Origin of the sequence: Rhodococcus sp. W8901 (assembly GCF_013348805.1) — a bacterium.
In the GTDB taxonomy this organism is placed as follows: Bacteria; Actinomycetota; Actinomycetes; order Mycobacteriales; family Mycobacteriaceae; genus Prescottella.
In genome coordinates this window covers 2064644-2086458 of record NZ_CP054690.1, presented here as the reverse complement: position 1 = coordinate 2086458, position 21815 = coordinate 2064644, and the positions used below count along the sequence as shown (strand labels likewise).

The 21815-nt window shown below is 69.8% G+C and carries 22 protein-coding genes; 11 read left to right on the top strand and 11 right to left on the bottom strand.

Annotated elements, in window-relative coordinates:
- Positions 1-209 precede the first annotated feature (209 nt).
- A complete protein-coding gene (locus tag HUN07_RS09915) occupies positions 210-1883 on the top strand; it encodes a sulfatase-like hydrolase/transferase (protein ID WP_174909445.1) in 1674 nt (557 codons plus the stop codon).
- A 22-nt stretch (positions 1884-1905) separates the two neighbouring features.
- Here HUN07_RS09915 and HUN07_RS09910 read toward each other — a convergent pair whose 3' ends face one another.
- From HUN07_RS09910 to HUN07_RS09900, 3 genes are all read right to left on the bottom strand, one after another.
- Positions 1906-2601 (bottom strand): hypothetical protein, encoded by a 696-nt coding sequence (locus HUN07_RS09910; protein ID WP_174909443.1) that lies wholly within the window; start codon positions 2599-2601, stop codon positions 1906-1908.
- Between the two features lie 175 nt (positions 2602-2776).
- Complete coding sequence (locus HUN07_RS09905) at positions 2777-4084, bottom strand: alpha/beta fold hydrolase (RefSeq protein WP_174909441.1); 1308 nt, start codon at positions 4082-4084, stop codon at positions 2777-2779.
- 14 nt (positions 4085-4098) lie between these two features.
- Positions 4099-4896 carry a helix-turn-helix domain-containing protein gene (locus tag HUN07_RS09900; protein ID WP_174909439.1) on the bottom strand — a complete coding sequence of 266 codons (798 nt, stop codon included), beginning with the start codon at positions 4894-4896 and terminating at the stop codon, positions 4099-4101.
- Between the two features lie 130 nt (positions 4897-5026).
- Here HUN07_RS09900 and HUN07_RS09895 point away from each other — a divergent pair, with 130 nt between their 5' ends.
- The gene (locus tag HUN07_RS09895; RefSeq protein ID WP_114722228.1) at positions 5027-5392 is read left to right on the top strand and encodes a nuclear transport factor 2 family protein; all 366 of its coding nucleotides are present in this window, start codon (positions 5027-5029) and stop codon (positions 5390-5392) included.
- A gap of 33 nt (positions 5393-5425) precedes the next feature.
- Here the strand turns inward: HUN07_RS09895 and HUN07_RS09890 are convergent, their stop codons facing one another.
- Genes HUN07_RS09890 through HUN07_RS09880 form a run of 3 tightly spaced genes read right to left on the bottom strand, consistent with a single transcriptional unit; the run spans position 5426 to position 9318 of the window.
- Positions 5426-5638: a hypothetical protein gene (locus HUN07_RS09890; RefSeq protein WP_114722229.1), complete on the bottom strand. Its 213-nt coding sequence runs from the start codon at positions 5636-5638 to the stop codon at positions 5426-5428.
- 31 nt (positions 5639-5669) lie between these two features.
- On the bottom strand, positions 5670-6470 hold the full coding sequence (locus tag HUN07_RS09885) for an SWIM zinc finger family protein (RefSeq protein ID WP_174909438.1): 801 nt from the start codon (positions 6468-6470) through the stop codon (positions 5670-5672).
- A 22-nt stretch (positions 6471-6492) separates the two neighbouring features.
- Complete coding sequence (locus HUN07_RS09880) at positions 6493-9318, bottom strand: DEAD/DEAH box helicase (RefSeq protein ID WP_174909436.1); 2826 nt, start codon at positions 9316-9318, stop codon at positions 6493-6495.
- Positions 9319-9407: 89 nt separating this feature from the next.
- Here HUN07_RS09880 and HUN07_RS09875 point away from each other — a divergent pair, with 89 nt between their 5' ends.
- The 5 genes from HUN07_RS09875 (at position 9408) to HUN07_RS09855 (ending at position 12336) form a co-directional block, all read left to right on the top strand.
- Positions 9408-9725 carry a hypothetical protein gene (locus tag HUN07_RS09875; protein ID WP_114722231.1) on the top strand — a complete coding sequence of 106 codons (318 nt, stop codon included), beginning with the start codon at positions 9408-9410 and terminating at the stop codon, positions 9723-9725.
- 64 nt (positions 9726-9789) lie between these two features.
- On the top strand, positions 9790-10494 hold the full coding sequence (locus HUN07_RS09870) for an HNH endonuclease family protein (protein WP_174909434.1): 705 nt from the start codon (positions 9790-9792) through the stop codon (positions 10492-10494).
- Positions 10495-10537: 43 nt separating this feature from the next.
- Positions 10538-11368, top strand: a complete 831-nt coding sequence (locus HUN07_RS09865; RefSeq protein WP_174909432.1) for a shikimate 5-dehydrogenase — start codon at positions 10538-10540, stop codon at positions 11366-11368.
- Positions 11369-11854: a DUF6328 family protein gene (locus tag HUN07_RS09860; protein WP_174909430.1), complete on the top strand. Its 486-nt coding sequence runs from the start codon at positions 11369-11371 to the stop codon at positions 11852-11854.
- Positions 11855-11877: 23 nt separating this feature from the next.
- Complete coding sequence (locus tag HUN07_RS09855) at positions 11878-12336, top strand: acyl-CoA thioesterase (protein WP_174909428.1); 459 nt, start codon at positions 11878-11880, stop codon at positions 12334-12336.
- A gap of 6 nt (positions 12337-12342) precedes the next feature.
- Here HUN07_RS09855 and HUN07_RS09850 read toward each other — a convergent pair whose 3' ends face one another.
- Positions 12343-13371, bottom strand: a complete 1029-nt coding sequence (locus HUN07_RS09850; RefSeq protein ID WP_174909426.1) for a phosphotransferase family protein — start codon at positions 13369-13371, stop codon at positions 12343-12345.
- A 166-nt stretch (positions 13372-13537) separates the two neighbouring features.
- Entirely contained in the window at positions 13538-14017 is a 480-nt protein-coding gene (locus HUN07_RS09845; RefSeq protein WP_114722237.1) for an Lrp/AsnC family transcriptional regulator, read from the bottom strand.
- Positions 14018-14183: 166 nt separating this feature from the next.
- Here HUN07_RS09845 and pdhA point away from each other — a divergent pair, with 166 nt between their 5' ends.
- The 4 genes from pdhA to HUN07_RS09825 all read left to right on the top strand — a co-directional run bounded on the left by pdhA (position 14184) and on the right by HUN07_RS09825 (position 18693).
- Positions 14184-15281, top strand: a complete 1098-nt coding sequence (pdhA, locus tag HUN07_RS09840; RefSeq protein ID WP_114722238.1) for a pyruvate dehydrogenase (acetyl-transferring) E1 component subunit alpha — start codon at positions 14184-14186, stop codon at positions 15279-15281.
- Positions 15278-16273: an alpha-ketoacid dehydrogenase subunit beta gene (locus HUN07_RS09835; RefSeq protein WP_174909424.1), complete on the top strand. Its 996-nt coding sequence runs from the start codon at positions 15278-15280 to the stop codon at positions 16271-16273. Before pdhA ends, HUN07_RS09835 begins: the two co-directional genes overlap by 4 nt.
- 19 nt (positions 16274-16292) lie before the next feature.
- On the top strand, positions 16293-17462 hold the full coding sequence (locus tag HUN07_RS09830; protein ID WP_174909423.1) for a dihydrolipoamide acetyltransferase family protein: 1170 nt from the start codon (positions 16293-16295) through the stop codon (positions 17460-17462).
- Positions 17463-17598: 136 nt separating this feature from the next.
- Entirely contained in the window at positions 17599-18693 is a 1095-nt protein-coding gene (locus HUN07_RS09825) for an MFS transporter (RefSeq protein WP_441346817.1), read from the top strand.
- 136 nt (positions 18694-18829) lie between these two features.
- Here HUN07_RS09825 and HUN07_RS09820 read toward each other — a convergent pair whose 3' ends face one another.
- The 3 genes from HUN07_RS09820 to HUN07_RS09810 are packed head-to-tail and all read right to left on the bottom strand — an operon-like array spanning position 18830 to position 21701.
- The gene (locus HUN07_RS09820; protein ID WP_174909421.1) at positions 18830-20254 is read right to left on the bottom strand and encodes an NAD(P)(+) transhydrogenase (Re/Si-specific) subunit beta; all 1425 of its coding nucleotides are present in this window, start codon (positions 20252-20254) and stop codon (positions 18830-18832) included.
- On the bottom strand, positions 20254-20586 hold the full coding sequence (locus HUN07_RS09815) for an NAD(P) transhydrogenase subunit alpha (RefSeq protein WP_114722243.1): 333 nt from the start codon (positions 20584-20586) through the stop codon (positions 20254-20256). Before HUN07_RS09815 ends, HUN07_RS09820 begins: the two co-directional genes overlap by 1 nt.
- Entirely contained in the window at positions 20586-21701 is a 1116-nt protein-coding gene (locus tag HUN07_RS09810; protein ID WP_174909419.1) for a Re/Si-specific NAD(P)(+) transhydrogenase subunit alpha, read from the bottom strand. The genes HUN07_RS09815 and HUN07_RS09810 overlap by 1 nt, the downstream gene beginning before the upstream one ends.
- Between the last annotated feature and the right edge of the window lie 114 nt (positions 21702-21815).

The window sequence follows — 21815 nt, the reverse complement described above, 5'->3', positions numbered from 1 at the left end:
AACCCGTCCTTTGCTGGTCGCTGCGGGGAGGCGAAGGAGACACACGTCACCTTCAACATTCTTCGCTGATCCTATAGTTGGAAGTCCATGTAAGTCCAGGGTTTGATCCCGACAATTGCCCGAACCGCAGCTCAGGGGGTCAAAGGTGGGTGAGAATGACGATCCGTACGCCTGCCTCACGCCGTTGTCTGCAGGATGGAGATCACCCGATGGACTCCCCGAGCACACCGCTACTCGACGCGATCGATCACCCGCTGAGCCGTCGCTCGCTCATGGGCGGTGCCGGCGCGCTACTGCTGGCCGGCATGGCGGGCGCGACCACGCGTGCGGGCGCATCCCCGCAACCGGCCGTCGCCCAACAGCCCGGCAGCGTGCCGCGTCGACCCAACATCGTCGTCGTGATCACCGACCAGGAACGCCGACCGATGTTCTGGCCCGAAGGATGGGCGGAGCAGAACCTGCCCAACCGTAAACGGCTGGCCGACACCGGATTGTCGTTCGACAACTCGTTCTGCAACGCGGCGATGTGCTCGCCGAGTCGCAGTACGTTCTTCACCGGCCTCTACCCGGCGCAGCACGGCGTCACCGCGACACTCACCGAGGGCGGGACGGTCTCCCCCACCGAGCCGACCCTGCCACTGGACAGCCAGAACATGGCCAAGCTGCTGGAATCGGCCGGCTACAACGTGCACTACCGCGGCAAGTGGCACATGAGCAAGGGCTCCGACGGCGGCGACCCGTCCGGCGCCGATCTCGCCGCCTACGGATTCCAGGGCTGGATTCCGCCCGAGGGCGGCCAGGACACCAACCCCGACCACTTCGGTGGCGGGTGCGCCGATCTCGACAGCCGCTACGCGGCCGAGGCCGTGGACTTCCTGCACGGCCTCGCCGCCGGCGACGACACCCCGTTCGCGCTCATCGTCTCGTTCGTCAACCCGCACGACGTGCTGGCCTATCCGCAGACGTGGGACGCGATCAACGGAACCTGCGACAACTACGGTTCCGACGCCCCCGGCATCTTCCAGCAGGGCATCGAACTGCCACCGACCTACGACGAGAAGCTCGCCGCGAACTTCAAACCCACCGCGCAGGTGCAATCCGAGTTGCTGCTGGCCGCCGGACTCGGACCGCTGGTCGGCCCCGACGCCGCCCACAACTACGCCAACTTCTACGCCTACATGCACGAGGTGGTCGACGAACACATCGGTGCCGTGCTCGAAGCGCTCGAATCCCAGCCCGGCAGAAGGGATTCGACGGTGGTGATCCGGATGTCGGACCACGGCGAGATGGGACTCTCGCACGGCGGGCTGCGGCAGAAGGTGTTCAACGCCTACGAGGAGACCCTCCGCGTGCCGATGGTCATCAGCAACCCGGTGATGTTCCCGCAACCGGTGCGGACCGGCGCCCTCGCCACACTGATCGACGTGATGCCCACGCTCGCCACCCTCGCCGACGTCCCCGACCGGTCCGCGTGGGACTTCAAGGGCGTCGATCTGATGCCGGTCGTGACCGACGCGGCCGCCCACCCGCAGTCACCGAGCGCCGAGGTGCAGGAGGTCGTCCACTTCACCTACGACGACCAGAACTGCGCCACCCCCGACGGACAGAACATCGTCACCCAGCCCAACCACATGCGCACCATCCGGGACCGACGCTGGAAGTACTCGGCCTACTTCGACCCCGCCGGTGTGGTGCCCCCGCAGTTCGAGATGTACGACCTCGACACCGACCCGCTCGAACTGCACAACCGCGCCGATCCGTTGAACATCACGTGGTTCGCACCGGCACAGGCGATGACCATGCACGCCAAACTGTTCGAGGCCATGGACCGCTGCGGCACCACCCCGGCGAAGGGACTGAGCCCGGTGCCGTTCGGGAGCTAGTCGGCGCCACTTGCAGTCTCGATCACCGCATGCAGACCAGCATCTCGGTGCCACCGCCTTGGAAATCGTAGGTAACCGGCCTCAGTTCGTGCCGGATGCCGCGGTCGTCGAGGCGGCGGCGCAGCGTGTCGAGCCCGGTGTACCGGCGTCCGTCTCCGGTCGGAACGAGGGGAAAGACCCGGACCTCCTGCGAGGACACCCGGATCAGCTCGGTGAGATATCGATCGTGGTCGTCCAGGTCCAGCCGGTCCGCATACGTGAATAGCAGGTGCGACGACAGCACCAGTCCGAAGTCCCTGTCCCGGAACGGCAGCCGCGGCAGCGCGCCGTGAACGTACGACTCGGGGTGCGCGAGCAGGTCTGCGGCGAATCTGTCCACTGAATCGAGTCGGTGTTCGAGATGATGCTCAGCGTCTCGGAAGAACCCGCCGGCATACCGGTCGGGCTGCCGAGCGATGTACGCGTTGCCGCGGATCGTCTCGTCCCGCACGACGTCCAGCAGATCTGGCACATCCGCGTAGGCGATGTCGCACGCGGTGACCGCAAAGCCACGGGCGCGGGCGGTGGCAGTGAACGACGATGCCCCGGCCGGGCAGTCCAGAACACTTGATGCCAGATCCTCGTCCCGCAGATCGAACATGGCGACGTACTCGTCGAACGAGCGCGACGAGATCAGCATTCTCCCGATACCGGATCTCTGGACTTCTTTGCGGGGCATGACAACTCCTTACAGAGAGCCCCGACCAGCCGACACCACGAACGCCGCCTCGATCGAGGCGGGGTGGGTGTGGGATGCACACTCGACGGGCCGCCTCAGCCGGCGGGCCACCACTTAGTCGGCGTGAAAGCGTGCATACCGGTGACGGTAACACGAGCCGGCGCGGCAGAGTCCGTCACTGCGGAGCGCAGATATCCTGCACCAGGCGGCCGGACGCGAGGAACTCGGTCACCAGCCCACCGCAACTCGAGCCGACCGTGGAGCCGTGCACGCTGTCCCCGATGGTGAGAAGGGCGCCGCCCATCGCGTCGTGCGCGTCGAGTGCCCACGGGTACGGCGTCACGAACTCGTCGCGGTGCCCGATGATCAGCAGGTCGGTGCCGGTGTTCGCGACGGAAGTCGGCTCTCCGTCGAGTGGCCAGCCCGTGCACAGACTGATGCCGGGCACATCGGAGTCGGCCGGGAATTCGATGCGCCGCTGCGGGTCTCGTCGAATGTCGGCGTTGAGCGCCCGATGCTCGGCCAGCTGGGTCTCGGTGTCGCCGACGGGTCCGAGGCTGTTGCAGATGTACGCGATTCCCGCCGTAGGGTTCACCGCGTGTTCCAGGAAGTCCTCGGTCGACGGATCGAGCGGAGTGTCGTCGCCCGCGGCGCCGGGATCAGTGTCCGGCGGCACGTCGGGCTCATCGGGGGCGGGCGCATCCTCCCCCTCCGGCACGATGTCGTTCGGCTCGGGCGCGAGCCCGGGCGCGGCATCCGGGTCGGCGGTCGCGAGCACTCGCAGAGCCTCGGCAGCGGATGTACCCGTGTAGTCCATGCTGTCGAGCACCACGCGGCGCAGATGGTCGGGGAAGCGAGACTGCAACTCCGCCCCGAGGACCGTGCCCCACGAGACACCGAGGAAGTCGACGGTGTCGAGACCGAGGGCCCGCCGCACCGCGTCCAGGTCGCGGGCCGCGTTCGCGGTGGTCATGCTCGCGACGAGGCCGGGATCGACGCCGACACAGTCCGCGTTGGCCTCCGCGATCGATTCGGCGTACGCGGTGAGTGCGGCGTCGTCGTCGGTGTCGGGATCATCGGGCTCCGGACATGCGAGGCCGGTCGAGGCGCCGGTCCCGCGCAGGTCGATGCCGACGACCGTGCCGCCGACACCGAGCGACGATGCGACCGTCGCGGCCATGCTGCGTCCCTCGACTCCGGGACCGCCCGGATTGACGAACAGCGTGGGGGCGCCCGGATCGGTTCCGGTGATCCGGCTCAGTGCGAGTTCCACTGTCCTGCCGTCGGGGTCGTCGTAGTCCAGTGGCACGTCGACGCTCGTGCACTGCAGACGCTCGACGACGCCCGGGTCGATGCCCAGATCCGTCACGTAGTCGGCCAGGTCGCCGCACGGACCCCACCCGAGCGACAGCGAGGTGGCCGTCTCGGTCGCGCCGGCGCAACCGGACAGGACCGCGCCGCACACGGTCGCGAGCACTACCATCGGTCGCCGCGCCGTCACCGGGCTCCGCTCGCCGCGAGGAACCGGGTGGTCGCAGCGTCGGCCGGGAAGAACGATTCGATCGCCAACTCCGACACCGTCACATCCATCGGGGTGCCGAATACCGTTGTCGTGCTGAGGAACGCGAGATCGTGACCGTTCACGCGGAGGCGCAGCGGCACCACGAGCGAGACCCCGCCCTGAGGAACCGCGCTCTCCCCACCGGGATAGGCCGCCAGTTCGTCGCGCAGACAGCGCAGCTCGCGGTCCCCGGTCGCCTCGATCTGGTGGTCGAGCCGGTGCAGCACGTGTGCCCGCCACTGCCCGAGGTTGGTGATGCGCGGCGCCATCCCGTCCGGGTGCAGGCTCAACCGCAGCACGTTGACAGGCGGCTCGAGCAGCCAGGCGGCGGCGCCGTCGGTGAGCAGTCCGATCGCCGAATTGGCATCGATCATGTTCCAGTGCCGGTCGACGACGACCGCCGGCAGCGGATCGTGCGCCGCGAGAATCTGCGCGACGGCGTCGACCACCGCCGACATGGGGACGTCGGCGAGCACGTGCTCAGGGAACGCCGGGGCGAAGCCGGCCGCCAGCAGCAGCGTGTTGCGGTCGCGCAACGGAATGTCGAGCTGTTCGCCCAGACGGAGCAGCATCTCCCGCGTCGGCTGCGCGCGGCCGGTCTCGAGGAAACTGACGTGCCGCGTCGACACCTCGGCGCGATTGGCCAGGTCGAGCTGGGTCATCCGCCGATGCCCCCGCCACCGGCGGAGCAGTTCCCCGACCGGCTCGGTGGTCGTCTCCTGTGCCGCGGTCATGGCACCACAGTAGAAGCTCCGGGGAACGGTCCCCATTACCTCCGAGGTAATCGACCGGACGCCGCATGCCGGGCAGATTCGTTTCCGCAGGCCGCCGACCGGCAGCCCACCGGAAACGACGGAGCGAACGATGAACGACTTCGACACCCTGATCCAGCGCTACCTGGCCACCTGGAACGAGACGGACACCGGCAAGCGTGATGCGATGGTCGCCGAACTGTGGGCCGACGACGGCCGCTACGTCGATCCCATCGGCGCCGCCGACGGTCCGGCCGCGGTGAGCGCGCTGATCGGCTCCGTGCAGCAACAGTTCGCCGGCATGCGTTTCGAACTGGCCGGCGGCATCGACGCACACCACGATCAGGCCCGCTTCACGTGGGAACTCGGCCCCGTCGACGGCGAGGCGCTGGTGGTCGGGTTCGACGTCCTCGAACGCGACCACAACGGCAGGATCCGACTGGTTCTCGGGTTCCTCGACAAGGTCCCCACGGCCTGACGGGCGAGGTCGCGCCCGCGACACCCCGCGGAGCTACGAGCCGAACATGATCAGGTCGGCGATACCGGCGAAGAAGTTCCAGGTGTCGGCGAAGATCTGGCCGACCACTGCGGCGAGCGGCCACAGTGGTTCGGGCAGACTTCCGAGCGGGTTCGGACCCGGAGGGCTGGCGTTCGCGACACCACCACCAACGAGCAGGAGCACACCCACGAGCGCGACGGCGGCGGTAATCCTGATCCTGTTCATACCCGGTGTATCCGGGCGGATCGGTCGCCCGTTACCGCCGTCGCGGATCGCGTGCGCCGAGCGCGCGGTAGCAGGCGCCGAGGTCACGCAGCGCCGACACCACTTCGGAGGGATCGTCGGTGTCGGCCTGCAACACCTTGCGGAGCAGCGCGGGGTCCAGGTCGTCCGTTGCCGCGCAGTATTCGACGGCGGGCAGCTCGGGCAGGTGCGCGCCGTCGCCGAAGTAGTCGTCGGCCCCGGCCGGCGGCTGCTCGTCCTCGCCCCCGACGCTGCGGATCAGGGTATCGAGGTCCAGGCCGCGGAGGGCGAGCATCGTGAGGGGATCGTGGTCCACCCGCTCGGCCAGCAGGTAGGCGACGGCCGCGACGTGCTTGCACGGCCAGCCCGGGTCGGGGCACGTGCAGTCGAAGTCAAGTTCGCCGCTGCTGCCCGGCAACAGCATCGGCGCCAATTCCTGCGGCACAGCGCCGGACGCGAGCGCAGCGAGCATGCCCGGCGTCGAACGCACCGTCTCCACGAACGCCGCCACCTCGTCGTCGTCGAGGGTGCGCAGCGTCAGCACCGAGGTGAACGGCGCGATCTGGCTGCCCTGCACCTCGCCGGTGACCCGTCCGGGCGCGATGTGGAGGGCCACCACCTGGCCGCCGCGGGCATAGGTGCGTCCGCGACTGAGCCGGCCGGTGTCGCCCGCCCGCTCGAGTACCTCGGTCAGGGCGCGGCCCCACCACCCGCGTGCGAACGCGCCCCGCTTGGACTGCGCCTCGACACCACCGACCACCCGGAGCCGCGGGCCGAAGCCGCGGAAGTCCGGGCGTCCGTCGCGAGGACTCATCGACACCACCTCGTGCAGGCTCTCATTCGCCGACCGCCTCGTCGCCGAGGGTGAGCAGGTCGTGCAGTTGGTCGGTGCTCATCTCGGTGATCCACCGCTCGCCCGTGCCCACCGCGAGGTCGGCCAGTTCCTGCTTGGTGGAGAGCATCGCGTCGATGCGTTCCTCGAGTGTCCCGACGCACACGAGCTTGCGGACCTGCACGTCGCGCCGCTGCCCGATCCGGAAGGCCCGGTCCGTCGCCTGGTTCTCCACCGCCGGGTTCCACCAGCGGTCCAGGTGGACAACGTGATTGGCGGCGGTGAGGTTCAGTCCGGTGCCACCGGCCTTGAGGGAGAGCAGCATGATCGGCGGTCCGTCGTCGCCCTGGAACTGCTCGACCATGCGGTCCCGTCGCGCCTTGGTGACGCCACCGTGTAGGAACGGCACCTCCACCCCGAACCGCTCGGACAGGTACGGCACCACCAAGTCGCCGAACTCGCGGAACTGCGTGAACAGCAACGCCCGTTCGCCGTCGGCGGTGACCGATTCGAGGATGTCCTCGACCAGGCCGAGCTTGCCGGACCGGTGCCGGCCGCGGCGCAGCACCCCGGACCCGTCGCCGAGGAAGTGCGCCGGATGGTTGCACACCTGCTTGAGCCGGGTGAGCGCCGAGAGCACCGCTCCCTTGCGCTGCATGCCCTCGGTGTCCTTGATCTGCTTCAGCATCTCGTCGACCACCGCCCGGTACAGCGCGGCCTGCTCCACGGTGAGGTTCGCCCGCACCGTCATCTCGAACTTGTCGGGCAGGTCCGAGATCACCGTCGGATCGGTCTTCACGCGCCGCAGGATGAACGGCGAGGTCACCGCCCGCAGGCGGGACACCGCCGCCTCGTCCTGCTCGCGTTCGATCGGCACGGAGAACCGGGCCCGGAAGGCCTGTGCGCTGCCGAGCATGCCGCGGTTGACGAAGTCGAGGATCGAGCGCAGCTCGTCGAGACGGTTCTCCACCGGGGTGCCGGTGAGCGCGATCCGGTGCTGCGCGGGGATGGCGCGCGCGGCCCGCGCCTGCGCGGTGGCCGAGTTCTTGATGTGCTGCGCCTCGTCGAGCACCACCCGCCGCCACGCCTGCTCCCCCAGCGCCTCGACGTCGCGGGCCAGCAGCGAGTACGTGGTGATGACGAGGTCGCTGTCGCGCACCGCCGACGTCAACTCGTCACCGCGGCTGCGCCCGGCGCCGTGGTGCACGTGGACCCGCAGGTCGGGCACGAACCGGGCGGCCTCGCGCTGCCAGTTCCCGACCACCGACATCGGGCACACCAGCAGCGTCGGATGTTCGGACCGTTCGTGGGCCAGCAGCGCCAGCAACTGCAGCGTCTTGCCCAGGCCCATGTCGTCGGCGAGGACGGCGCCGAGCCCCGTCTCGCTCATGAACGCGAGCCAGTCCAGGCCGCGCTGCTGATAGGGCCGCAGGATCGCGTGCAGCCCCGCCGGCTGCGGCACCGGCGTCGGCTCGAGGGTGCCGTCGAGCAGGGTGCCGACCCACCCGGTGGCGTGCACCTCGTCCACCGGCACCGGGGGACGCTCCGCCTCGGTGAGCTGCCCGAACAGCCCGCCCAGGGTGCCGTCCTCGCCCGAGTTGCGCTGCGTCACATAGCGGGCGGCCTGCGCGAGGACGGTGTGATCGGCCTGCACCCACTTGCCGCGCAGGCGCACCAGATCGCTCTGGGTGCCCGCCAGCCGGACCAGTTCGTCGGGGGTGAGCACGACGTCGCCGAGCGCGAGTTCCCAGTCGTAACCGACGATCTCGTCCATGCCGACGGCACGGTCCTCGGCCGCCGCGGGCACCGGGGGCGAGGACACCTTGACCCGCAGCGACGGCGAGACCACCGCCCACGCGCGCGGCAACAGCAGCGTGATCCCGGCCGCGGTCAGCTCCCGCGCCCCGTGCAGCACCAGATCGGTGACGACCGGGGTGGGCAGCAGCAGGTCGAGGCTGTCCGGGTCGGTGGGCACGTCCCGCAGCCGCGGATACGCCGCGACCGCGGCCGCGAGCTTGCGGACCCCGATCTCGAGCAGGCGGGAGTCCGTGCGATGCAACAGGATCGGATTGGGCGCCTCACCCTCGGGCCGCAGGCACACCTGCAGGCGCCACAGCGCGTCGTCGAGGAGTTCGGGTTCCGCGCCCGCCTCGTCGGTGTCCTCGGCCTGCCCCTCCGGCTCCACCAGCCGCAGCACCAGTTCCGGTTCGTCGACGGTGAGGCTGCCCCGCCACGCCTCGAGACCACTGGCCATCCGGTTGTTGCCGCCGTCGTACGGCTCGCCGCGCAGCAGCGCCCGCAGCAGCGGGTGGTCCGAGTCCCGATCCCCCAGCAGCTCGCGCACCACCGCATCGGTCAGCTCGGCGACGAAGTCGTCGAGGATCTCCCGCGGGCTGCCCTCGTGCCGCTGCACCGGCGGCATCGCCGCGGCCAGCTCCGCGAGCCACGCGCGCTGCCGCTCGCCACCGAGCAGCCGCCACCGCGGCCACCAGTGCCCCTCCGCCCGGTACAGCTCGGGCACGACGCGCCCGGCGCGCGCCCAGCGTTCGACGCCGCGGGCCACGTGCGCCAGGTACCGCAGGTCGCCCGAGATCCCCGGAACGCCGTCCGGCACCGCGAGCAGGACGTCGGCGGCCTCGGCCGGAGCCAGCGCCAGGACCGGCACCCGCAGCGGCTCCACACCGACCGCGGCGGGCACGTGCACGGTGTGGTGGCGGCGGAAGCGTCGGCGCAGCACGCGGCCGAGCGCCTCGGGCAACTCGGGCAGCTCAGAGTTCGGGCCCCGCCACAGCATGAGGCCCGCTCCCGGCGACCAGAGCCCGTGCAGCATGCGGTCCATCCAACCAGCCGCCGCCGACAAACCTGGAGTTCGCCCCGTCACCAGGCCCATACTGGGCAGACGCACAACCGGGAGCGGTCATGACGATCATGATTCAGGTCTTCGAACAGGTGTATTCGCCCACCACACCGTGGCAGCAGCGCAAGGTCGCCTTCGTCGACGCCGACCACATCGTCGCGATGCGCCTCGACGGCCAGTCCGGGGTGTGGCTCGACGTCACCAAGCAGGGCGAATCGCATCGGCTCGCCACGACGAGCTCGCCGGAGCAGGCCATCTACTTCCTGCTCAGCGTCTTCGGCACCATGGCCGAGTGCCGACAGAACGGCGGGTCGTGGCTGATCGGCCACGACGGCGTCGGCGCCGGTTCGATCCGCGCCGCGAAGTTCCCGCACTCCTGACGTCCCCTGTCGGTGCGGTCCGGCACACTGACCGCGGCAGGTGAGCGTCCGGGGAGGGGCAGCGGTGAGACGGGTTCGGGTTGTGCTGTGCGCCGCGGCGGTCGCACTGGTGTCGTGGTCGGCCGGGTGTGCGATCGGGCCGAGCACGTCGGCGCCCGCTCCCGGTAGCCCCACCCGCGCCGCGATCGACGACCTCCTCGCCCGTGCCCAGGTGGTGGCGTCCCGTCCCGACGCGCCCGGCTACCAGCGCGGCTGCAAGGCCGGCCAGGGCTGCGTGTTCGGCCCGTCGTGGTCCGACGACCATTCCGGACCCGCGGGCCACGACGGCTGCGACACCCGCAACAACGTCCTGGCGGCCGACCTCACCGACATCACGTTCCGGGAGGGCACCCGCGACTGTGTCGTGATCGCGGGCGTGCTCGCCGACCCGTACTCGGGCCGGCGCATCGAGTTCACCAAGCAGGACGCGGGCGCCGTGCAGATCGATCACGTGTACCCGCTCGCCGCGGCGTGGGACATGGGTGCCGCCACGTGGTCGCCGGAGCAGCGACGTGATTTCGCGAACGACGTCACCTACAACCTGCTGGCCGTCAGCGGACCGGAGAATCAGGCGAAACGCGACAGCACACCGTCGGACTGGCTGCCGCCGGATCCGGCGTACCGGTGCTTCTACGTCGGCAAGTATCTCGGGGTCGCCGTGCGCTGGGGACTGCCGATCACCGCGGCGGACCGAGACGCGATCGACGATGTCGCCGCCGGGTGCGCGTGACGAGTTCCCCGCGCGAGGTCGGGCCGCCGGTTAGCGTGGACGGGTGAGCCGAACGATCACCGGAGATGTCAGCAAGGACACCCGCCTCTGCATGTCGCTGTCCGGACGGCCGAGCAACATCGGCACCCGTTTCCACAACTATCTCTACGACGAACTGGGCCTCGACTTCGTCTACAAGGCGTTCACCACCACCGATCTGCCGGCAGCGGTCGCCGGGATCCGCGCCCTCGGGATCCGCGGGTGCGGGGTTTCGATGCCGTTCAAGGAGGCATGCATCGAGCACGTCGACGTGGTGCACCCGTCGGCCTCGGCGATCGACTCGGTCAACACGATCGTCAACGAGGACGGCGAACTGCACGCCTACAACACCGACTACCAGGCGGTCGCCGATCTGCTGCACCGCGCCGAGCTGAGTCCGGAACTCACGGTCGCGGTCACCGGCAGCGGCGGCATGGCCAAGGCCGTGGTCGCGGCGTTGCGGGACAGCGGCTTCCGGACCGTCACCGTCGTCGCCCGCAACGCGGACACCGGTACCGCTCTCGCGCGAACCTACGGGTTCGAGTGGCAGCCCGAACTCGGCGCCGCGCACCCGCAACTGCTGGTGAACGCCACCCCCATCGGGATGGCCGGCGGCCCCGAATCCGACGCGCTGCCGTTCCCCGAGGCCGCCGTCGTCGCCGCGCAGGCCGTGTTCGACGTGGTCGCGCTGCCGCCCGACACGCCCCTGGTCCGGCTCGCCACCGAGCACGGCAAGACCGTCGTAACGGGCGCCGACGTCATCGCGCTGCAGGCGGCCGAGCAGTTCGTGCTCTACACCGGAGTCCGCCCCACCGACGAGCAGATCCGGCGGGCGTCGGAGTATTCGAGGTCCTAGATGGCCGAACTGCCGCCCGCCGAACCGGGAGAGACGCCGAGCGCACGCCTGGCGCGCAACTTCAGCGAGCTCCTGCAGGAACTGCGGGTGGCGCAGGCGGGAGTGCAGATCCTGTTCGCGTTCCTGCTCGCGATCGTGTTCACCGACGTCTACGCGGAGCAGTCGGCGTACGTCCGAGGACTGCACCTGGTGACGATGCTGTGCGCCGCGGCGTCGTCGGCGCTGCTGATCGCGCCGGCGGTGTGGCACCGGATCCTGTTCCGGCACCGGCGTCGGGAGGAGATCCTGCGCTACGCCAACCGGTGCGCGCTCGCCGGCTCGGCCTTCCTCGCGGCCACCATGACGGGGACGGTCCTGATCGTCGCGGAGGTGGCCGTCGGCGGGTGGTTCGCGAAACTGATCGGTGTGGCCACGGCGGTGGTGTTCGTGGGGCTGTGGTTCGTCGTGCCGCGGCTGCTCCGTCCGGACGACGAGCTGCCCGCGTGAATTCCGCGCTATCGTCTGAACTCATGGCAGCCCCCGACGAGCCCGAGCCTCGCGCCGAGGCCTATCCCGCACTGTGGCCGGTACCCACCCGCTGGGCGGACAACGACCACTACGGGCACGTCAACAACGTCACCTACTACTCGTACTTCGACACCGCGGTCAACGGATGGCTGATGGCGAGCACGGGCCTCGACATCCGCGAGCTGCCGGCCATCGGGATCGTCGCCGAGACGTCGTGCCGGTTCGTCCGCGAGCTGTCGTTCCCCGACCAGCTGCACGTGGGTCTGTCCGTGGAACGGCTCGGCACCAGCAGCATCGTGTACGCGCTCGCGATCTTCCGCGAGGACAGCGACGGGATGCTCGACCTCGCGGCGACAGGTCGGTTCGTCCACGTCTACGTCGACGCAGAGACTCGCCGCCCGGTCCCGATCCCACCCGAGATCCGCAGCGCCGCACACCTACTCACCACGGATGCCAACTGACTCCGCTCAGTTCAGGCCCACGGCATCCGCGGTGGCGACCGCGCGCCTGACGACGCCGTCGATCAGTTCGGCGGTCGGTCCGCCCCGCTCGGCGCGGTTGCGGGGATCGTCCGTGGTGCGCCGCAGCACCCCCTCGGCGATGATCGCGAGCTTCCACAGCGCCAGCACGTGCCAGAACCCGACCGCGGACGCATCCCGTTTGGTCTCGTGGACGTACACCTCGACCAGCTCGTCCCGCATCGGGAATCCCTCGAGCGTCGACGCCATGAACGGGCCGGCGACGCCGTCGCCCCGTTCGGGCCAGTAGGCGAGCAGACCGCCCAGGTCGGCCAGCGGGTCGCCGAGTGTGGACAGCTCCCAGTCCAGCACCGCCACGACGCGACCGTCGTCGGGCGAGGTGATGACGTTGCTGAGGTGGAAGTCGCCGTGTACCAGCGTGGTTTCGGTCTGCTCCGGGACGTTGCGCGCGAGCCGGGCGGCGAGTCTCTCGATGTCGGGCAGGTCGTGTGTCTTGGACTGGGCCCACTGCGCGGACCACCGCTTGAGCTGGCGCTGCGCATACGGTGCGTGGCTCGCGAGGTCGAGCAGGCCGGCGCTCTCGAGGTCCACACGGTGAATGCTGGCGAGCGCCTTGGGAAGCGACAGGCCGATGGCGCGGCGGCGCTCGGGGCTGAGCTGCTCGGCCACGGCTTCGTGGTCGATCACGAGGCCGTCGACGTAGCTCATCAGCACCAGTGGGACATCGGTGACCGCCGGATCCGTCGTCAACGCAAGCATTTTCGGCACCGGGACGTCGGTGCCCTGCAGCGCGGCGAGGATGCGGTGCTCACGAACCACGTCGTGCGCGGACGCCAGTAACTGTCCCAGTGGCGGACGCCGCAGCACCCAGCGTCCGCCGCCCGAATCACGAACGGCGAAGGTGAGATTCGACTGCCCGATCCCGATCCGCTCGAACGACAGCGGCGCTATCGCGCCGACTCCCAGGCCGGCGATCCATGTCGAGACGGCATCCTCGTCGAGACCCACAATGCCCACTTCACACCACTCCCCTGCCGCGTCTCGTGTGTTGCTCCCGTTTGGTTGAACAGTTCGAACAAGCTGCTGAAAACAGTCGGCGAAACGGCCGATTCCACGGCGTCGAACACACCCCCGCCAACATCCGTCCGCCGATGCTAGCCGCCCGAAAGCTCCGATGCGGGCATTACGGCGCGCGGCCTTCGGCGGTGCGCTCGAGCAGCGGGGCGGTCCGCGGCCCCACCAACTCCCGCATCACGAGCGCCATGTTGGTGCGCTCGACACCCGGGATCTTCAGGATCTGCCCCGCGAGCCGGTAGAGGTCGTCGGCGTCGGTCGCGACCACCTTCACCGACAGATCGGTCAGGCCGGTCATGCCGTACACCTCGACCACCTCGGGGATGTCGGCGAGCGCGTCGACCACGGCGTCGAGCTGGTGCTGGTCCACCCGGGTGGAGACGAAGGCCGCGAGCGGATAGCCCAGCGCCCGCGGATCCACCAGCCGGTCGAATCCGCCGATGGCACCGGATCCCTCCCACCGCGCCAGCCGCGCCTGGACGGTGTTGCGGGAGAGCCCGAGCCGCTGTGCGAGTTCCACGCCCGTCGCGCGGGGATTGTGCGACAGCTCGAGCAGCAGTCGGGCATCGGTGCCATCCAGAGTGGTCATATTTCGCAGTGTGCCCGCCGAAGCACCCCCGGAGTTGTGCATTGTGCTGAATCGTTGCAACTTCGCTTGCGCAGATCGCGGGACGGTGGATGCTGTGAGGTAGAGCACTTGCATTCGGCGTCCGCTCACGAGGCGGCCCCGGATCCCGGCAGCGAGGTGACCCACGATGGCCGACAAGATCGCCTTCCCGGTGCAACTGGTCCAACCCGACGGACGACGCGTGCACCGCCCCGACTACGCAGCGCTGGTCGCCGACATCGGTCCCGACCGGCTGCGCGATCTGTACGAGGACCTCGTCGTCGTCCGGCGCATCGACACCGAGGCCACCGCGCTGCAGCGGCAGGGCCAGCTCGGGATCTGGGCGCCGCTCCTGGGGCAGGAGGCCGCGCAGATCGGGTCCGTGCGGGCGCTCGAGCCGGACGACTACATCTTCACCAGCTACCGCGAGCACGCCGTCGCGTACTGCCGCGGCGTGGATCCGGCGGTGATGACCCGGCTGTGGCGCGGGTGCGCGTTCTCGGGCTGGGATCCGGCGTCGGTGAACATGACGAACCCCGCGATCGTGGTGGGGTCGCAGGGCCTGCACGCCACCGGGTACGCCCTCGGCGCGCACCTGGACGGCGCGGAGATCGCGACCGTCGTCTACTTCGGTGACGGCGCCACCAGCCAGGGAGACCTCGCCGAGGCGCTGGGCTTCGCGACGAGCCTGGGGGCGCCGGTGGTGTTCTTCTGCCAGAACAACCAGTGGGCCATCAGTGAACCCGTGCATCTGCAGAGTCCGGCGCCGATCGCGGCGCGGGCCGCGGGCTACGGAATGCCGGCGGTCCAGGTCGACGGCAACGACGTGCTCGCCGTTCTCGCGGTGACCCGCCAGGCCGCGCGACACGCGCGCGAGGGCGGCGGGCCGTCGTTCGTCGAGGCCATCACCTATCGGATGGGCCCGCACACCACCTCCGACGACCCCACCCGGTATCGGACCGCGGCGGAATCGGAGGTGTGGAAGGCGCGCGATCCGATCGACCGGATGCGCCGTCTCCTCGAACGCGAGGGGCTGTTCGACGACGCCCTCGCGGACCGGGTGCAGGCCCGTGCCGACGAGGTCGCCGCCCGGCTTCGGGCCGGGGCACTCGAGGCGCTCGACCCGGATGTCGACGAGTTGTTCGAGCACGTGTACGCCACCGACCATCCCCTGCTCGACGAGGAACGCGCCGAGTACCGGGCGTACCTCGACACGCTGACCGCCGGTGAGGAGGCCCTGTCATGACCACCACGACACCCACGACCACGATGGCCCTCGGCGCCGCGCTGAACGCGGGACTGCGCAGGGCGCTCGAGGACGATCCGAAGGTGGTGCTGATGGGCGAGGACATCGGCAAGCTCGGCGGCGTCTTCCGGATCACCGACGCACTGCAGAAGGACTTCGGACCGGCCCGCGTCATGGACACCCCGCTCGCCGAATCCGGAATCGTGGGAACGGCGTTCGGGCTCGCGTTGCGGGGCTATCGACCCGTGTGCGAGATCCAGTTCGACGGCTTCGTCTATCCCGCGTTCGACCAGATCGTCTCGCAGGTCGCCAAGATCCACTACCGCACCCGCGGTCACGTGAAGGCGCCGTTGACGATTCGCATCCCGTACGGCGGCGGCATCGGCGCGGTCGAGCATCACTCGGAGTCCCCGGAGGCGTACTTCGCGCACACCGCCGGGCTGCGCGTGGTCAGCCCGAGCACCCCGGCGGACGCGTTCGCGATGATCCGGCAGGCGATCGCCCTCGACGACCCCGTCGTGTTCCTCGAGCCCAAGCGTCGCTACTGGGATCGCGGCGAGGTCGACGTCGATGCTCTCCCGGAGCTGCCGCTGCATCGGGCCCGGATCGTCCGGCCCGGCACCGACGCCACGCTCGTCGCCTACGGCTCGATGGTCCCGACGGCGTTGCAGGCCGCGGACATCGCCGAGTCCGAGGGCACGTCCCTCGAGGTGGTCGACCTGCGGTCGCTGTCCCCGATCGACTTCGACACCGTGGAGTCGTCGGTGCGGCGGACCGGTCGGCTGGTCGTGGCGCACGAGGCCCCGGTGTTCGTCGGCCTCGGCGCGGAGATCGCGGCGCGCATCGCCGAGCGGTGCTTCTACCAGCTCGAGGCGCCCGTGCTGCGGGTCGGCGGCTTCGACATACCGTACCCGCCGGCCAAGCTCGAGAAGCATCACGTCCCCGACGCCGACCGCATCCTCGGCGCTGTCGACGAGGTGCTCGCGGCATGAGCAGCGAGGCACTCGCATCATGACGCGGATCGAGGAGTTCCGGCTGCCCGACCTCGGGGAGGGACTGACCGAGGCCGAGCTGGTGTCGTGGGCGGTGGCCGTCGGCGACACCGTCGAGCTCAACCAGGCGATCGGGGAGGTCGAGACCGCGAAGGCGCTGGTGGAGTTGCCGTCGCCGTTCGCCGGTGTCGTACGCGAACTGCTCGCCCGGCCCGGCGACACGGTGCCAGTGGGCGCGTCCCTGATCCGGGTGGAGACCGACTCCGCGACGCCCCCGAAGCCGGCCGCGGAGACGTCCCGGGCCGATTCGGTGCTGGTCGGCTACGGGCCGTCCGCCCCCGCCCCGAGCCGCCGGCACCGTCGCGCCGGTCCGGTACACCGCGATTCGGCCACCCGCCCCGACGCGGTGCGCCGGCACCAGGCGCGGCCGGCCCCGGCCGGGACCGACGGGACCGACGGGACCGACGGGACCGACGGGGCGGACCCGCGGGAGACCCGGACCCCGATCCGCGGGGTGCGGCGGGAGACGGCGTCGGCCATGGTGCGCAGCGCGTCCACCGCCCCACAGATCACCGAGTTCCTCACCGCCGATGTCACCGAGACGGTGCGACTGCTCGAGCAGCTCCGGTCGTCGGACCGGTTCACCGGACTGCACCTCACACCGCTGGCCCTGGTCGCGAAGGCGGTGCTGGTGATGCTGCGGTCGCATCCCGGTCTGAACTCGTCCTGGCTCGAGGACACCCAGGAGATCGTCACCAAGCACTACGTCAATCTCGGCATCGCGGCGGCCACCGAACGCGGGCTCGTCGTCCCCAACATCAAGGACGCCGAGAACCTGACACTGCCCGACCTGTGCCGGGCCCTCACCGACCTCACCGACACCGCGCGCGCCGGGAAGGCGACACCCGAGCAGCTGTCGGGCGGGACGATCACGATCACCAACGTCGGGGTGTACGGCGTCGACGCGGGCACCCCGATCCTCAACCCGGGCGAGGCCGCGATCCTCGCCCTCGGCGCGATCAACCGTCGGCCGTGGGTGCACGAGGACCGGCTCGCGATCCGCGAGGTCACCACACTGAGCCTGACGGTGGACCACCGCCTCGTCGACGGCGAACAGGCGTCGCGGTTCCTCGCCGATCTCGGGGCGGCGCTCACCGACCCGGTACCGACCCTGCTCGCGCAGCTGTGACCGGTCCGGCCGCCCGGCACCGGAGTTCGGTACAAAGGGGTACGTGAACGCCCAGCAGACGGACCGGCCGCTCCACCTGCGATCGGCGCGTGCCGCGATCTTCGGGGTGTTCGGGATCAACGGCTTCCTGCTCGCGATGTGGGTGGTCCACATCCCGGCGATCGAGGCGCGCACCGACATCTCCCATTCGACGCTGGGGTCGCTGCTGCTGCTCCTCGCGGCGGGCGCGATCGCGGGCATGCAGCTGTCGGGTCCGCTGTCGGACCGGTTCGGCAGCCGACGGCTGGTGGCGCTCAGCGGCACCCTGCTCTCGGTCGCCGTGATCGGCCCCGGCCTGGCCGGCAACGCATGGCAGCTGGGCATCGCGCTGACGGTGTTCGGGTTCGGCAACGGCGCCCTGGACGTCGCGATGAACTCGCAGGCCGTCTACGTCGAGCAGGCGTACCGGCGGCCGATCATGTCGGCGTTCCACGGCATGTTCTCGATCGGCGGCGTCGCCGGCTCGCTCGTGGGGGCGGCGACGTTGGCCGCGGGTTGGTCGCCGCTCGTCGCGCTGGGCGGGTCGGCGGCCGCCGGACTCGTGGGGATCGCGGTCTGCACGAGAAGTCTGCTGCCGCCGTCCGCGCATCCGCAGCCCGAGCATCACGAGACCCGGCCACGGGGCCGGTACTCGGCCCGGGTGGTCGCGCTCGGCGCGGTCGCGTTCGTGCTGATGCTCGCGGAGGGGGTCGCGAACGACTGGAGCACGCTGCAGGTCAAGGAGCATCTCGACACGACCGCCGCCGTCGCCGCGCTCGCGTTCGGAGGGTTCTCGCTGACGATGACGGTGGGCCGCTTCACCGCCGACCGGGTCAGCGCGGCGCTCGGTCCCGTCGCGATCGTCCGGTACGGCACGCTGATCGCGGCGGCCGGCATGGCGCTGGTGGTCGTCTCGCCGTGGCTGCCGACGACGCTGCTCGGGTGGGCGCTGTTCGGCCTGGGACTGTCCGGGTGCGTGCCGCAGATCTTCACGACCGCGGGCAATCTCGGGACCGGCGCGGCGGGCGCGAACATGTCGCGCGTCGTGGGGATGGGCTACATCGGTTTCCTCGCCGGGCCCGCGACCATCGGCTGGGTCACCCAGCTGGTGCCGCTCACCGTCGCGATGGTGGTGCCGCTGGCCTGCGTGCTGGTGGCGGCGTGCTTCGCGGGTGTCGTCCGGCGCCCCACGAGCCGGGCTCTGCAGGTGTGAAAGTCACCCGAAACTCGGTCTCCCGGAACGGCGGAAGGGTCCCTTCACACGCGGGGAGCGTGTGAAGGGACCCTTCGACTGTCGAGCGGAGGGGGAGTCACCCGGCAGCTGCCGTCTTCCGTGATTCCCGAAGCGGCTACAGGGCCTTGAGCTCCTCGGTGACCTCGGAGACCATCTTCTTCGCGTCGCCGAACAGCATGGAGGTCTGGTCGGCGGTGAACAGCGGGTTGTCGATACCGGCGTAGCCCGAGCTCATGGACCGCTTGAGGACGATGACGGACTTGGACTGGTCGACGTTGAGGATCGGCATCCCGTAGATCGGGCTGGACGAGTCCTCGCGGGCGGCGGGGTTGGTGACGTCGTTGGCGCCGATGACGACGGTGACGTCGGTGCGGGAGAACTCGCCGTTGATGTCGTCCATTTCCTTCATCGCGTCGTACGCGACGTCGGCCTCGGCGAGCAGCACGTTCATGTGTCCGGGCATGCGGCCGGCGACCGGGTGGATCGCGTACTTGACCTCGACGCCCTTGTCCTCGAGCAGCGCGGCCATCTCCTTGACCGCGTGCTGGGCCTGCGCCACCGCGAGACCGTAGCCGGGCACGACGATGACCTGGTTGGCGTATGCCATCTGGATCGCCGCATCCGAGGCGGAGGTCGCCTTCACGGTGCCACCCGACGCGGCACCGGCGGCGCCGCCGGCGTCCCCGCCACCGAAGGAGCCGAAGATGATCGCCGGGATGGACCGGTTCATCGCCTTGGCCATCAGGTTGGTCAGGATCGATCCCGACGCGCCGACGATCATGCCGGCCACGATCATCGCCTGGTTGTTCAGCGCCAGACCCGCGGCCGCAGCGGACAGACCGGTGAGGGCGTTGAGCAGCGAGATGACGACGGGCATGTCGGCGCCGCCGATCGGCAGCACCACGAACAGGCCCATGACACCGGCGGCGACGAGCAGGCCGACGATCAGCCACGGCGACTGCGGGTCGCCGTCGGCGCCCAGGCCGATGTAGATCGCGAGGCCGAGCGAGACCAGCGCGAGGACGATGTTCGCCAGCTGGAACAGCTTCGCCGAGGCGACTACCTTCTTCTCGAGATTCTTGTTGAGCAGTTCCTGCAGCTTGGAGAACGCCACCAGCGAGCCCCAGAACGAGACCGAGCCGATGATCGCGGCGAACAGCGAGCCGACGATGAACGGCGCCGAGGGCACCGCCTCGACCGCGGTGAAGCCGTCGGAGTTGAGGAACTCGGCCCACGCGATGAGCGCGACGGTGCCACCGCCGACGCCGTTGAACAGGGCGACCAGCTGCGGCATCGCGGTCATCTTGGTGCGCAGCGCGGGCGGGACACCGAGGATGATGCCGACAGCCAGGCCGCCGATGATCAGACCCCAGTTGTCGGTGTCGCGGATATCGATCAGGACCGCGACGACGGCGACGAGCATGCCGACCGCAGCGATGTAGTTGCCGCGCACCGCGGTCTTCGGGCCGGTCAGGCCCGACAGACCGTAGATGAACATCGCGAACGCGACGATGTACAGGATCGTGACGAGGTAGCCCATCAGGCGTCAGCCCCCTTCTTCGCAGCCGCCTTCAGGGCGTCCTTCTTGGGCTTGAACATCGCGAGCATGCGGTCGGTGACCACGAAACCACCGACCACGTTCAAGGTGCCGAACACCAACGCGACGAACAGAATGATCTTGATGCTCCAGGGCGCGTCACCGGGCAGATGACCGAGCACGACCAGCGCACCGAGCACGACGATGCCGTGGATGGCGTTGGTGCCCGACATCAGCGGCGTGTGCAGCGTGTTCGGCACCTTGGAGATGACGGCGAAGCCGACGAACCCGGCCAGGACCAGGATCGCGATGTTCGCGAGCAGTTCGTTGTACATCAGGCGTTCGCCTCCTCACGGGTGACGCAGGCGGCGGCGAGGATCTCGTCGTCGAAGTCCGGCGCGAAACCGCCGTTCTCGTCGAGCATCAACTCGATGACCGCCTGCAGGTTCTTCGAATACAACTCGGAGGCGTGCTCGGGCATCGTCGCCGGCAGATTCAACGGCGAGCAGATCGTCACACCGTGCTTGACCACGGTCTGACCGGGCTCGGTGATCTCGCAGTTGCCGCCGGTCTCACCGGCCAGGTCCACGATCACCGAGCCGGGCTTCATGCCCTGCACCGCTGCGGCCGTCACCAGACGCGGCGCCGGACGACCCGGCACCAGCGCGGTCGTGATGACCACGTCGAAGCCCTTGATCGCGTCCTCGAGCGCCTGCTGCTGCTGGGCCTGCTCGGCCTCGGTGAGCTGACGGGCGTAGCCGCCCTCACCGGCGGCGTCGATACCCAGGTCGAGCCACTGCGCACCGACGGAACGGACCTGATCGGCGACCTCGGGGCGCACGTCGTAGCCGGTGGTGCGGCCGCCGAGACGCTTCGCCGTCGCCAGCGCCTGCAGACCGGCGACACCGACACCGAGCACCAGCACCGTCGCCGGCTTCACGGTGCCCGCGGCGGTGGTCAGCATCGGGAAGTACCGCGTCGACTCGGACGCCGCCACCAGCACCGCCTTGTAACCGGCCACGTTCGCCTGCGACGACAACGCATCCATCACCTGGGCACGCGAGATACGCGGAATGGCCTCGACCGCGAAGGCCTGCACGCCGGCCGCCTTCAGATCCGCGATCCGGTTGTCCGCGTTGCGGGGCGCCAGGAAGCCGATCAGCGTCGAGCCCGAGCGCAGCTTGGCGATCTCGTCGGTCGACGGCGCGGCTACCTTCGCCACGATGTCCGCGGACCACGCGTCACCAATGGTGGCACCCGCCTCGACGTACAGCTCGTCCGGAATCAGGGCGGCCAGGCCGGCCCCGGACTCGACGACGACGTCGACGCCCTTGGCGGACAACGACGCCACAACCTTCGGCACCAGCGCCACCCGCCGCTCGTCGTCGTTCGTCTCCCGAACGACACCGACCGACGGGCGCACCTGTGCCGCGCTCTTCGATGTATCCAATGTTTCGACTTCCTGCGTTAGATGGTGTGCACGCCACGACGGGCGGCAACTCTCGAGCGATCGACGGACGATGACCCGATCGATGCAAGTGGTCCACGATGGTAAGCAGAACTA

Bases quoted from the DNA above. Each gene is read 5' to 3' on its own strand.
- HUN07_RS09915 (WP_174909445.1), top strand. From the start codon at position 210: ATGGACTCCCCGAGCACACCGCTACTCGACGCGATCGATCACCCGCTG.
- HUN07_RS09910 (WP_174909443.1), bottom strand. From the start codon at position 2,601: ATGCCCCGCAAAGAAGTCCAGAGATCCGGTATCGGGAGAATGCTGATC.
- HUN07_RS09905 (WP_174909441.1), bottom strand. From the start codon at position 4,084: ATGGTAGTGCTCGCGACCGTGTGCGGCGCGGTCCTGTCCGGTTGCGCC.
- HUN07_RS09900 (WP_174909439.1), bottom strand. From the start codon at position 4,896: ATGACCGCGGCACAGGAGACGACCACCGAGCCGGTCGGGGAACTGCTC.
- HUN07_RS09895 (WP_114722228.1), top strand. From the start codon at position 5,027: ATGAACGACTTCGACACCCTGATCCAGCGCTACCTGGCCACCTGGAAC.
- HUN07_RS09890 (WP_114722229.1), bottom strand. From the start codon at position 5,638: ATGAACAGGATCAGGATTACCGCCGCCGTCGCGCTCGTGGGTGTGCTC.
- HUN07_RS09885 (WP_174909438.1), bottom strand. From the start codon at position 6,470: ATGAGTCCTCGCGACGGACGCCCGGACTTCCGCGGCTTCGGCCCGCGG.
- HUN07_RS09880 (WP_174909436.1), bottom strand. From the start codon at position 9,318: ATGCTGCACGGGCTCTGGTCGCCGGGAGCGGGCCTCATGCTGTGGCGG.
- HUN07_RS09875 (WP_114722231.1), top strand. From the start codon at position 9,408: ATGACGATCATGATTCAGGTCTTCGAACAGGTGTATTCGCCCACCACA.
- HUN07_RS09860 (WP_174909430.1), top strand. From the start codon at position 11,369: ATGGCCGAACTGCCGCCCGCCGAACCGGGAGAGACGCCGAGCGCACGC.
- HUN07_RS09855 (WP_174909428.1), top strand. From the start codon at position 11,878: ATGGCAGCCCCCGACGAGCCCGAGCCTCGCGCCGAGGCCTATCCCGCA.
- HUN07_RS09845 (WP_114722237.1), bottom strand. From the start codon at position 14,017: ATGACCACTCTGGATGGCACCGATGCCCGACTGCTGCTCGAGCTGTCG.
- pdhA (WP_114722238.1), top strand. From the start codon at position 14,184: ATGGCCGACAAGATCGCCTTCCCGGTGCAACTGGTCCAACCCGACGGA.
- HUN07_RS09835 (WP_174909424.1), top strand. From the start codon at position 15,278: ATGACCACCACGACACCCACGACCACGATGGCCCTCGGCGCCGCGCTG.
- HUN07_RS09830 (WP_174909423.1), top strand. From the start codon at position 16,293: ATGACGCGGATCGAGGAGTTCCGGCTGCCCGACCTCGGGGAGGGACTG.
- HUN07_RS09825 (WP_441346817.1), top strand. From the start codon at position 17,599: ATGTGGGTGGTCCACATCCCGGCGATCGAGGCGCGCACCGACATCTCC.
- HUN07_RS09820 (WP_174909421.1), bottom strand. From the start codon at position 20,254: ATGGGCTACCTCGTCACGATCCTGTACATCGTCGCGTTCGCGATGTTC.
- HUN07_RS09815 (WP_114722243.1), bottom strand. From the start codon at position 20,586: ATGTACAACGAACTGCTCGCGAACATCGCGATCCTGGTCCTGGCCGGG.